Raw genomic sequence first — 10,863 nt, forward strand, 5'->3', positions numbered from 1 at the left:
GTTCATGGCAGATGCGGGTCTCAGCTCTGCTTCAGCAGTCTGTCCCACGCCTTGACAGCGTTGTCAAGCGCTTCCTTGGGGCTCTCCTTGCCCTGGAGCGCCTTGGCGACGGAGTTGCGCAGCTCGGTCTTCATCTGCTCGCTCATCAGCACCGGCGTGTAATTGACCGCGGTCTTCAGGGACTTGGCGGCCGCGATCCGCACACGCGTCTCGTCGGTGCCGTCCTCCTTGGTGAAGTACGGGTCGTCGAGGGAGCCCGCGGTGCTCGGGAAGATGGCGACCTGCTTGGCGAACTCCATCTGGTGCCGCGCGTCGGTGACGAAGTGCGCGAAGGCGACGGCGGCGGGCTTCTGCTTGCTCTGGGCGTTCACCATCACGCCCATGACGTACATGTTGTCCTTGCCGGTGCTGCTGATCTGCGGGGTGATCCCGATGTTCTTGTAGAGCGTCGGGGCGTCCTTCTTGAACTTCGCGAGGTCCAGGGCGGAGCCCGGGTTCATCGCCACGGCCTGGGTGAGGAACTTCTTGCCCGACGACTCCGGGGTCGCGGTCAGCGCCTGCGGGTCGAGCGCCTTGGCGTCGTACAGCTCCTTGTACTTGGTGAGGAGTTCGACGCCCTTCGGCTCGTTGAAGGTGAAACCGGTGCCCTCGTCGTTCATCAGCTTCACGCCGTAGCGGCCGAAGTCCTCGATGGCGGGGACGTTGGCCAGGGTGGCGATCTCGCCCTTGCTCTTCTCGGCCAGCTGCAGCGACTGGGCGAAGAGTTCGTCGTACGTCTTCGGGGGCTTCTCGGCGTCGAGACCGGCTTCCTTGAAGAGCCGCTTGTTGTAGAAGAGCGGGCCGGTGTTGAGGTACCAGGGGAAGGCGTACGTGCCGTTCAGGCCCGGGATCCGATGGCCCGACCAGGCGCCCGGCAGGTACTCCTTCTTGTACGTCGCGGCCGCCTGGTCGAGGTCGAGCGCCAGACCGGCCTTGGCCAGCGGGGCGACCAGGTCGGGGGAGACGTTCACGACGTCCGGGAGCGTGCCCCCCGCGGCGTCGGCACTGATCTTGTCGGCGTAGCCCTCGCCGGGCTGGTCCACCCACTTCACCTCGGTGCCGGGGTACTTCTTCTCGAACTCCGCGATGAGCCCCGTGAAGTACGGCTTGAAGTTGGCCTGCAGGTTCCAGGTCTGGAAGGTGATCTTTCCTTCGATCTTGCCGGACGCGTCCGTCGCCCCTCCGTCCCCTGACCCGGCGCCACAGGCGCTGAGCGGCAGAACGGCGGCGAGGACGGCGGCAGCGGCGACATGTCTGCGGGAGATACGCACGGTGAAACGGCTCCTTTGCTCGACCCGGGCGTGACGGCGGCATCCGCACGCATGGCGTCGGTGGATGCTGCCAGCAGACCCTGCATTGCGGTCGTGGAGAAAGTCAATGGATCGGTTGGAGGTAATTCATTCCTCGCGAAGTCTCCGCAGGTCAGAGCCTCCTACGAGACCGCTTGCGTGATCGACTAATGCGCTTTAGAGTCTTGAGCTCAAGCGCATTAGTGCACGGACGTCGGGGAAAGGGGCACGGGTGGCAGGGAACCCCCGGTCCGGCAAGGAACAGCCGCAGGCCAGGCGGGCTCCGGCGCGTCGGCCGACGATGAAGGACATCGCCCGCCGGGCCGGCGTCTCGGAGAGCGCGGTGTCGTTCGCGCTCAACGACCGGCCGGGGGTCTCGGAGGTCACCCGGGACCGGGTGCGCCGGGTGGCCGAACAGCTGGGCTGGCGGCCCAGCACGGCGGCCCGCGCGCTGTCCGGGGAAGGCGCCGCGACCGTGGGGCTGGTGGTGGCGAGGCCCGCCGGGACGCTCGGCGTCGACTCGTTCTTCCTCCAGCTGATCTCGGGCATCCAGGAGGTGCTCTCGGAGCGTCAGCTCGGTCTGCTCTTCCAGGTCGTGGACGATGTGGACGCCGAGTGTGCGGTCTACCGCCGCTGGTGGGCGGAGCACCGGGTGGACGGCGTGCTGCTGGTCGACCCGCGTACCGAGGACCCGCGCCCGGCGCTGCTCGACGAGCTCGGGCTGCCCGGCGTCGTGATCGGCGGTGCCCCGGAGGAGGGCCACCCGGGGATGTCCACCGTGTGGGCGGACGACGCCGGCGCGATGGCCTCGATCGTCGGCCGGCTGCACGCGCTCGGCCACCGCCGGATCGTGCACATCGCGGGGCTCCCGGGCCTCGCCCACACCGAGCGGCGCATCCGTTCGCTGCGCGCCGAGGCCGAGCGCCTCGGGCTGACCGGGGCCCGCTCGGTCACCACCGACTACTCCGACGCGGAGGGCGCGGCTGTCACGCGCCGTGTGCTGGAGGGCGATACGCCGCCGACCGCCCTGGTGTACGACAACGATGTGATGGCCGTGGCCGGGATCGCGGCCGCGACCGGACTCGGCTACGCGGTGCCGGACGATGTCTCGATCGTGGCCTGGGAGGACTCGGCCCTGTGCCGGCTGGTGCGGCCCTGGCTCGCGGCGCTGTCCCGGGACACGGTCTCCTTCGGGCGCGGCGCGGCGCGCGAGCTCACGGCGCTGCTCGACGGCGGACCGGCCCGCACGGTCCAGGTGCCGCTGCCGGAGCTGATCGAGCGGGACAGCATCGGGCGCGCACGCTCCGGGGGCGCGGGCGGGGCGTGACACGACGTCCCGGATGCGGACACGCCGGTCCTGCCCGGTGCGCGGGCGTGAACGCGGGCGTATCGTCTCGGCCGTGACCGGCGCCCGGCGGGTCTCGGACCCCGGACCCCGAAGACTTCGGCGAGGACCGCGAGGAGAAGGATCGCCCTGTTGATGTCGGTGTCCCTCGACGGGTTCGTCGAGGGACCGCATCGCGAGATCGACTGGCACATGCTCCGGGCGTCTGACGCCAGGATCGGCCTGCGGACCGCGCAGACCCGGACCTCCGGCAACGGGTCGTCCTCCTGCGCCACCTGCGTACCGGGCCCGGACACCCGTACGAGCCCGATGGCGAAGGCCCCGGCCGGTGGCGCGAAGCGGGAGGTGGCCGGTGCGGCTGTTGCTGATGTCCGACACCCATGTGCCCAGGCGTGCCCGGCAGCTGCCCGATGAGCTCCTAGCGGAGACCGGGCGGGCCGATGTGGTGGTCCACGCGGGCGACTGGGTGGATTCGGCCACCCTCGATCTGCTCGAAGCGCGGGCACGGCGTCTCGTCGCCGTGTTCGGCAACAACGACGGCCCCGAGCTGCGGGCCCGGCTGCCCGAAGTGGCGCGCGCGGAACTCGGCGGGCTGCGCTTCGGCGTCGTCCATGAGACGGGTGCCGCGCAGGGCCGTGAGCGGCGGTGCGCCGAGCGCTTCCCCGATCTGGACGTGCTCGTCTTCGGGCACAGTCACATCCCGTGGGACACCACCGCTCAGGGCGGTCTGCGGCTGCTCAACCCGGGGTCGCCGACGGACCGGCGGCGGCAGCCGTACTGCACCTACATGACCGCCGTGGCCGCGCACGGGGAGCTGACGCAGGTGCGTCTGCACCGGCTGCCGCCCCGGAGCTGACGGCATACAGGCTCGGCGGCTCCCGCCGGCGCCCCCGGGCGGAGGCACCGGCGGAGCGAACCGTCAGGAACGGTGCAGCAGCGCCTGCATGGCCTCGAACAGGGTCGCCTCCGGGTCGGACACGGCGTCCGCCGAGCGCCAGGCCACGAAGCCGTCCGGGCGTACGAGCACCGCGCCCGCGGCCGTCGTGCCGTGCAGCTCGGCCCAGTCGGCGCCCGCTTCGGGTACCAGATCGGCGGCCGGTCCCGCACCGATGCGGTAGGCGTCCAGCGTGATCGACAGCCGCTCGGCGACACGTGCTGCCGCCTTGTGCCAGGCCGCGCCGCCCGATCCGGTCAGGAGCACGAAGGACCGCTCGTAGAGGTCCAGCGTGGACAGCCGCATGTCGCCGGGCCGGTTCAGCCACATGTGCGGGGCGCGGCTGCCGGGCTCGCCCGAGAGCTGCATCCGTTCGGGTACGACGGCCAGCTCGGGGTCGGCGCCGAGGACGGCACCGCGCGGATAGCGGTAGCCCATGGCGACGGTGAGCATCCCGCTCTGCCTGCCGCCGGCCATGCCCGGAGCGGGGTCGTACCCCGGGTGGCTGTGCTCCGCCGACCGGGCCGAGGCGCGCGCGCTGGTGGCCCGGGCCACCGGGCGGCGCTCCGCGTCGTACGTCTCCAGCAGTCCGGGGCCGGCCGAGCCGTCCAGGACCAGGGCGAGCTTCCAGGCGAGGTTGTGCGCGTCCTGGATTCCGGTGTTCGAGCCGAACGCGCCGGTCGGGGACATCTCGTGGGCGGAGTCCCCGGCGAGGAAGACCCTTCCCGCCCCGTACCGCTCGGCGACGCGTTCCGCCGCGTGCCACGGGGCCTTGCCGGTGATCTCGACGTCGATGTCGAGGGCACCGGTCGCCCTGCGGATGTGTGCGATGCAGCGTTCGTCGGTGAAGTCGTCCAGCGTCTCCCCGCGGTCGGGCTGCCAGGGTGCGTGGAAGACCCAGTTCTCCACGTTGTCCACCGGCAGCAGAGCACCGTCCGCCTCGGGGTCGGTGAGGTAGCAGACGATGAAGCGCCGGTCACCGACGACATCGGCGAGCGCACGTGAGCGGAAGGTGATGCTCACGTTGTGGAACAGGTCGCCCTGGCCCGTCCTGCCGATGCCGAGCTGCTCCCGGACGGGGCTGCGGGGCCCGTCGGCGGCGACCAGGTAGTCCGCGCGCACCGTGCTGCGCCTGCCCGTCTCGCGGCTCTGCACGACCGCGGTGACTCCGTGCGGGTCCTGCTCGAAGGAGAGCAGCTCGGTGGAGTACCGCAGGTCGCCCCCGAGCTTGCGGGCGCAGTCCAGCAGCACCGGTTCCAGGTCGTTCTGACTGCACACGCACCACGAGGAAGGGCTGAACCGGGCGAGCCCGCCTCCGGGGTCGATCTCCTTGAACAGCCATTCGTCGTCGCCGATGAGCGACGGCGCCTGGAGGATGCCGTGGTTCTTCGCGAGGACGGATGCGGCGTCGTGGATGTGCTGCTCGGCACCGGCCACCCGGAACAGCTCCATCGTCCGCACATTGTTGCCGCGGCCGCGCGGATGCCTCGAAGTGCCCGCGTGTCTCTCGACCAGCATGTGCCCGACGCCGATACGGCCCAGAAACAGCGATGTGGAAAGGCCCACCAGGGAGCCGCCCACGATCAGGACCGGTACGCGCTCGTCGACGTTGTCTTCCATCAGTTGCTCCAGCTCCAGCCGCCAGTACGGGGAATGGAGTTTCCATGCCCTTGCGGGAGGGCCTCGATCGCCCGTTCACCCACCTGGTTCACACATCTCGCGCCACCCGTGGTACCGGCACAGGATCGAAGCCGGACCGCCGCATCGTCTCAGCGGTGCACGGCCGTCCGTACCTGTCGGAACTCGCACTCGGAATCCCCGAGAGCCGGCCGTGCCACAGCACGCGGCGGCCTCACTGTCTCGAAGGAGAGGCGTGGAAATCATGACAACGCTGAGCGAACGCATATCTCAGTCGGCCTTCGATGGCTCCAGGCTGCGCGTCGTACTGCTGCTGGACCTCCACGACGGCGCACAGCAGAACTTCCTCAAGGCGTACGAGCACATGCGCAACCAGGTGGCGTCGGTACCGGGCCACATCAGCGACCAGCTGTGCCAGTCCATCGAGAACCCCTCGCAGTGGCTGATCACCAGCGAATGGGAAAGTGCGCCCCCGTTCCTCGACTGGGTGAACAGCGAGGAGCATGTGGAGACGGTCCGGCCCCTGCACAACTGCGTACGGGACACCCGGTCGCTGCGCTTCAGCGTCCTGCGCGAGACGGGCAAGCTCCACACCTCCGTCGAGGCCGCGCAGATCGGTGGTGGCCTGCAGCCCTTCCCGCGGGTGGGTGACGGCGTCGTACGACACGCCCTGACCTTCACCGTCAAGCCCGGCAGCGAGTCGGTCGTGGCGGAGATCCTCGCGGGATACGACTCGCCGGCGGCGAAGGTCGACGAGCACACCCGGCTGCGGCGTACCTCGCTGTTCATGCACGGGAACCGGGTCGTACGGGCTGTCGAGGTGCAGGGCGACCTGTTCGCCGCACTGCGCCACGTCGCCCGGCAGCCCGAGGTCAGGGCGGTCGAGGAAGCCATCAACCCGTACCTGGAGCAGGACCGGGATCTCAACGACCAGGACTCGGCACGGGTCTTCTTCACCCGGGCGGCGCTTCCGGCGGTGCACCATCTCGCGACCGCCGGCAAGGGGCACCCGGACGTCAAGCGGCACGCGCTGTTCTACCCGGCCAAGCCGGGCTGCGGCATGGCGCTCGCCCGGCTGCTCGCGCAGCAGGACGAGGCGGCGGCGGACGACCCGTCGGCGCCTGTCGACAGCAGCACCATCTTCCAGCGCGACGACATCGTCGTACGGCTGGTCGATGTGCGCGGCGACATCGACGCGGACCCGCTGCTGGCACTCGGCGCGCACGGCCAGCGCAAGGCGGCCATGCTGGCTCGGCTCCTGGACGACGACGCGGTCGGCGGCAGCACGTCGGCCACGGACGAGGACATGGCGCTCTTCCTCAAGAAGGCCGACATGCGCCTGATCACCGACCGCCGGGCCCCCTGAACCACGGCTGCCGGGCCCGCACCGTCCGTCCGGCGCCAGGCGGTGCGGTGCGCGCACACCGCACCACACGCACACCGCACCGCGCACAAACCGAACCGCCGGCACCACGCCATCCGGCCATGGAGGAAGTAGTCATGACCACACCGCATCGCATCGTCGACCTGAGCGAGACCCAGCCCAATCGCAGGCGCGGAGGCGATTTGCGCGCCATGCTCACACCCACCGCCGTGGGTGCCACGAGCGGCTTCATGGGCCTGGCGATCGTGGAGCCCGGCGACCGCATCGGCGAGCACTACCACCCGTACTCCGAGGAGTTCGTGTACGTCGTCAGTGGCGAACTCGAAGTCGACCTGGACGACGAGACGTTCCCGATCCGGCCGGACCAGGGGCTGCTGATCCCGCCTTACGTGCGGCACCGGTTCCGCAACGTGGGCAGCACGGAAGCCCGGATGGTCTTCCACCTGGGTCCGCTGGCCCCGCGTCCGGAGCTCGGCCATGTCGACACCGAGGAGACACCTGGCATGGAGAGCGTCGGACAGCACCGTCCGCCCGAACGCACCGGGACGGCTTCATGACCCGGCGGGTAGCGGTCACCGGCGTCGGCATAGTGGCGCCAGGAGGTGTCGGCATACCGGCGTTCTGGGACCTCCTGGCCAACGGCCGCACGGCGACGCGTGGCATCACTCTCTTCGACCCGACCGGGTTCCGTTCGCGGATCGCCGCCGAGTGCGACTTCGATCCGACGGCCCACGGCCTCGGCCCGGAGGCGATCCAGCGTGCCGACCGGTACGTGCAGTTCGCCATGGTCGCTGCGCGGGAAGCGCTGCGGGACGCTGCGCTCGACCCGGAGCGGGAGGACCCGTGGCGGATGGGGGTGTCCCTGGGCACCGCGGTGGGCGGAACCACCCGTCTGGAGCACGACTACGTCAAGGTCAGCAGTTCGGGCCGGCGCTGGGACGTGGACCACAGCGAGGCGGAGCCGCATCTGCACCGCGCTTTCTCGCCCAGTGCCCTCGCCTCCGAGGTCGCCGAGCAGGTCGGCGCCCACGGCCCGGTGCAGACCGTCTCCACGGGATGCACCTCGGGTCTCGACGCGATCGGCTACGCCTTCCACGCCATAGAGGAGGGCAGGGTCGACGTCTGCATCGCGGGCGCGTCGGACTCGCCGATATCCCCCATCACGGTGGCCTGCTTCGACGCGATCAAGGCGACCTCCGCGAACAACGACGACCCGGCCCATGCCTCCCGCCCCTTCGACGCCCACCGGGACGGATTCGTCATGGGTGAAGGCGGCGCCGTGCTCGTCCTGGAAGAGCTCGAACACGCGCGTGCCCGCGGCGCGACGGTGTACTGCGAGATCAGTGGCTACGCCACGTTCGGCAACGCGTACCACATGACCGGTCTCACCCGGGAGGGCCTGGAAATGGCCCGCGCGATCGGCAGCGCGATCGGCCATGCCCGTATCGACGCGTCGGACATCGACTACGTCAACGCGCACGGCTCGGGTACGCAGCAGAACGACCGGCACGAGACCGCCGCGGTGAAGCAGTCGCTCGGAACGCACGCCTACGAGGTTCCGATGAGTTCCATCAAATCCATGGTGGGGCACTCGCTCGGGGCCATCGGGGCGATAGAGATCGTCGCCTGTGTGCTGGCGCTGGCCAACCAGGTGGTGCCGCCCACGGCGAACTACGAGACCCCCGACCCCGAGTGCGATCTCGACTATGTGCCACGCACCGCGCGCGCCCTCAAGCTGCGCAACGTGCTCTCGGTCGGCAGTGGCTTCGGCGGATTCCAGTCCGCCGTGGTCCTCACCCGGCCAGGAGGGAGGAGACGATGAGTCCTCGGCAGGACCGGCGTCCGGCCGTCACCGGAATCGGCGTCATCGCCCCCAACGGGGTCGGCACCGACGCCTTCTGGAAGTCCACACGCGAGGGCGTCAGCGTCCTCGACCATGTCACGCGTGAAGGCTGCGAACATCTGCCGGTCCGTGTCGCCGGCGAAGTGCGCGGCTTCGATCCCGAATCGCTGGTCGAGGAGCGCTACCTCGTCCAGACCGACCGGTTCACGCACTTCGCCATGGCGGCTGCCGACATGGCGCTGTCCGACGCGCGGATAGCCACCGGCGACTACAGCGACTCTCCGTTCGCGGTGGGAGTGGTCACCGCCGCCGGTTCCGGTGGCGGTGAGTTCGGCCAGCGTGAGCTGCAGCGGCTGTGGGGCCAGGGTTCCCGCTATGTCGGTCCGTACCAGTCCATCGCCTGGTTCTACGCGGCGAGCACCGGACAGATCTCGATCCGCGGCGGGTTCAAGGGCCCCTGCGGTGTCGTGGCCAGCGACGAGGCGGGCGGACTCGACGCCCTCGCGCATGCCGCCCGGGCGATCGAGCGGGGCACCGACGCCGTCGTCATCGGCGCGGCCGAAGCGCCACTGGCGCCGTACTCGCTCGTGTGCCAGCTCGGCTACCGGGAACTGAGCGCATGCGAGGAACCGGAGCGCGCCTACCGGCCGTTCACCCCGGGCGCGTGCGGTTTCGTGCCCGCGGAGGGCGGCGCCATGCTCGTCGTCGAGGAGGAGTCGGCGGCCCGCCGCCGTGGCGTCGCCGTCCGGGCCGTCGTGGCCGGACACGCGGCGACGTTCACCGGGGCCTCCCGCTGGGAGGAGTCCCGCGAGGGGCTGGCCCACGCGATCCGTGGTGCTCTGACGGACGCCGCCTGTGCCCCTGACGAGATCGACGTGGTCTTCGCGGACGCGCTCGGCATCCCGGAGGCCGACCGGGCCGAGGCGCTGGCGATCGCCGACGCTCTGGGCCCGCACGGTCTGCGTGTGCCGGTGACGGCCCCCAAGAGCGGCACGGGCCGGGCCTACTGCGGAGCGCCCGTGCTGGACACGGCCGCCGCCGTCCTCGCCATGCAGGACGGTCTCGTACCGCCCACGCCCAATGTCTCCGACGTGTGCCACGACCTGGAAGTGGTGACCGGCAGGGCCCGCCCCGCCGAGTTGCGCACGGCCCTGGTGCTGAGCCGAGGACTCATGGGTTCGAACGCGGCGCTCGTGCTGCGGCACGGCGCCGACACCCCCGAGTGAGAAGTGAGGACTCTCTCATGACGACGCAAATCACCAAACTGACCATCGAAGAGCTGGCCGCTCTGATGAAGAAGGGCGCCGGAATCACCGTCGACCCCGTCGAGATGGGCGGCCGGCCCGAAGCACGGTTCGACGAGTACGGCCTCGACTCGCTCGGCCTGCTGGGCATCGTGGGCGAGCTGGAGAACCGCTACGGCCAGGCTCTGCCCCCCGACGCGGACCGCTGCAAGACCCCGCGTGAGTTCCTCGACCTCGTCAACAATTCCCTCATGGCAGGAGCCTGAAGTGTCCGGGCACACCGAGAACAAGATCACCATCGACGCGCCCCTCGACCTCGTCTGGGACGTGACCAACGACATCGAGAACTGGCCCCAGCTGTTCAGCGAGTACGCATCCGTCGAGATCATGGACCGCAGGAACAACAAGACGACGTTCCGGCTCACCATGCATCCCGACGAGAACGGCAAGGTCTGGAGCTGGGTGTCGGAGCGCGAGACCGACCGGATGGCGCTGACGGTCCGTGCCCGCCGCGTCGAGACCGGCCCCTTCCAGCACATGGACATCCGCTGGGAGTACACGCAGACACCCCAAGGTGTGCTGATGCACTGGACGCAGGACTTCGCGATGAAGCCGGACGCCCCGGTCGACGACGACTGGATGACCGACAACATCAACCGGAACTCCCGCGTCCAGATGGAGCTCATCAGGGACAAGATCGAGCAGCGCGCCCGCGAGCGCGAGGCCGTCCCGGTCACCTCCGAGTGACACCGACCGACACCGACAGAAGGGATTCTCCCTGATGCACCAGGCTCTGATCGTCGCTCGTATGGCACCGGACTCGGCCGCCGACATCGCCAAGGTGTTCGAGGCCTCCGACCGGGGCGAACTGCCGGACCTCGTCGGGGTCACCCGGCGCAGCCTCTTCCAGTTCGGCGATGTCTATCTCCATCTGATCGAAGCCGACCGGCCGCCGGGACCGGCGGTCGCCAAGGTGGCGGACCACCCGGCCTTCCGGGACATCAGCGAGCAGCTCTCCGCCTATGTCAGCGCGTACGACCCGCAGACCTGGCGAAGCCCGAAGGACGCCATGGCCCACGAGTTCTACCGCTGGGAGCGTGACGCCAGGGTGTGACGCCCACGCCACGTCGCCGGCTCCGCGTACGGA

The 10,863-nt window shown here is 70.0% G+C and carries 11 protein-coding genes; 9 read left to right on the top strand and 2 right to left on the bottom strand.

Going from position 1 to position 10,863, the window contains the following annotated elements:
* Positions 1–20: 20 nt before the first annotated feature.
* Positions 21–1,310, bottom strand: a complete 1,290-nt coding sequence (locus tag ACWGI8_RS30245; protein WP_453665701.1) for an ABC transporter substrate-binding protein — start codon at positions 1,308–1,310, stop codon at positions 21–23.
* A 319-nt stretch (positions 1,311–1,629) separates the two neighbouring features.
* Between ACWGI8_RS30245 and ACWGI8_RS30250 the strand changes: the two genes are divergently transcribed.
* Positions 1,630–2,655 (top strand): LacI family DNA-binding transcriptional regulator, encoded by a 1,026-nt coding sequence (locus ACWGI8_RS30250; protein WP_453665717.1) that lies wholly within the window; start codon positions 1,630–1,632, stop codon positions 2,653–2,655.
* A gap of 370 nt (positions 2,656–3,025) precedes the next feature.
* Positions 3,026–3,529 (top strand): metallophosphoesterase family protein, encoded by a 504-nt coding sequence (locus tag ACWGI8_RS30255; RefSeq protein ID WP_453665703.1) that lies wholly within the window; start codon positions 3,026–3,028, stop codon positions 3,527–3,529.
* 63 nt (positions 3,530–3,592) lie between these two features.
* On the opposite strand, the gene ACWGI8_RS30260 is transcribed toward ACWGI8_RS30255, so the two are convergent.
* On the bottom strand, positions 3,593–5,227 hold the full coding sequence (locus tag ACWGI8_RS30260; RefSeq protein ID WP_453665704.1) for an FAD-dependent monooxygenase: 1,635 nt from the start codon (positions 5,225–5,227) through the stop codon (positions 3,593–3,595).
* Between the two features lie 262 nt (positions 5,228–5,489).
* On the opposite strand from ACWGI8_RS30260, the gene ACWGI8_RS30265 reads away from it, so the two are divergent.
* The 7 genes from ACWGI8_RS30265 to ACWGI8_RS30295 all read left to right on the top strand — a co-directional run bounded on the left by ACWGI8_RS30265 (position 5,490) and on the right by ACWGI8_RS30295 (position 10,830).
* Positions 5,490–6,611, top strand: coding sequence for a SchA/CurD-like domain-containing protein (locus ACWGI8_RS30265; RefSeq protein ID WP_453665719.1), 1,122 nt, complete (start codon positions 5,490–5,492; stop codon positions 6,609–6,611).
* 134 nt (positions 6,612–6,745) lie between these two features.
* Complete coding sequence (locus tag ACWGI8_RS30270; protein WP_453665706.1) at positions 6,746–7,186, top strand: cupin domain-containing protein; 441 nt, start codon at positions 6,746–6,748, stop codon at positions 7,184–7,186.
* Positions 7,183–8,451 carry a beta-ketoacyl-[acyl-carrier-protein] synthase family protein gene (locus ACWGI8_RS30275; protein WP_453665708.1) on the top strand — a complete coding sequence of 423 codons (1,269 nt, stop codon included), beginning with the start codon at positions 7,183–7,185 and terminating at the stop codon, positions 8,449–8,451. Before ACWGI8_RS30270 ends, ACWGI8_RS30275 begins: the two co-directional genes overlap by 4 nt.
* The gene (locus ACWGI8_RS30280) at positions 8,448–9,698 is read left to right on the top strand and encodes a ketosynthase chain-length factor (RefSeq protein WP_453665710.1); all 1,251 of its coding nucleotides are present in this window, start codon (positions 8,448–8,450) and stop codon (positions 9,696–9,698) included. The genes ACWGI8_RS30275 and ACWGI8_RS30280 overlap by 4 nt, the downstream gene beginning before the upstream one ends.
* Positions 9,699–9,715: 17 nt before the next feature.
* On the top strand, positions 9,716–9,982 hold the full coding sequence (locus ACWGI8_RS30285) for an acyl carrier protein (protein WP_453665712.1): 267 nt from the start codon (positions 9,716–9,718) through the stop codon (positions 9,980–9,982).
* 1 nt (position 9,983) lies between these two features.
* Complete coding sequence (locus ACWGI8_RS30290) at positions 9,984–10,463, top strand: SRPBCC family protein (RefSeq protein WP_453665714.1); 480 nt, start codon at positions 9,984–9,986, stop codon at positions 10,461–10,463.
* 34 nt (positions 10,464–10,497) lie between these two features.
* The gene (locus ACWGI8_RS30295) at positions 10,498–10,830 is read left to right on the top strand and encodes a TcmI family type II polyketide cyclase (RefSeq protein WP_453665715.1); all 333 of its coding nucleotides are present in this window, start codon (positions 10,498–10,500) and stop codon (positions 10,828–10,830) included.
* The last annotated feature ends 33 nt before the right edge of the window (positions 10,831–10,863 follow it).

Source organism: Streptomyces sp. NPDC054841 (assembly GCF_053611045.1).

Excerpts from the sequence above, each read along its gene's own strand:
- ACWGI8_RS30250 (WP_453665717.1), top strand. The coding sequence starts at position 1,630 with ATGAAGGACATCGCCCGCCGGGCCGGCGTCTCGGAGAGCGCGGTGTCG.
- ACWGI8_RS30260 (WP_453665704.1), bottom strand. The coding sequence starts at position 5,227 with ATGGAAGACAACGTCGACGAGCGCGTACCGGTCCTGATCGTGGGCGGC.
- ACWGI8_RS30265 (WP_453665719.1), top strand. The coding sequence starts at position 5,490 with ATGACAACGCTGAGCGAACGCATATCTCAGTCGGCCTTCGATGGCTCC.
- ACWGI8_RS30270 (WP_453665706.1), top strand. The coding sequence starts at position 6,746 with ATGACCACACCGCATCGCATCGTCGACCTGAGCGAGACCCAGCCCAAT.
- ACWGI8_RS30275 (WP_453665708.1), top strand. The coding sequence starts at position 7,183 with ATGACCCGGCGGGTAGCGGTCACCGGCGTCGGCATAGTGGCGCCAGGA.
- ACWGI8_RS30280 (WP_453665710.1), top strand. The coding sequence starts at position 8,448 with ATGAGTCCTCGGCAGGACCGGCGTCCGGCCGTCACCGGAATCGGCGTC.
- ACWGI8_RS30285 (WP_453665712.1), top strand. The coding sequence starts at position 9,716 with ATGACGACGCAAATCACCAAACTGACCATCGAAGAGCTGGCCGCTCTG.
- ACWGI8_RS30295 (WP_453665715.1), top strand. The coding sequence starts at position 10,498 with ATGCACCAGGCTCTGATCGTCGCTCGTATGGCACCGGACTCGGCCGCC.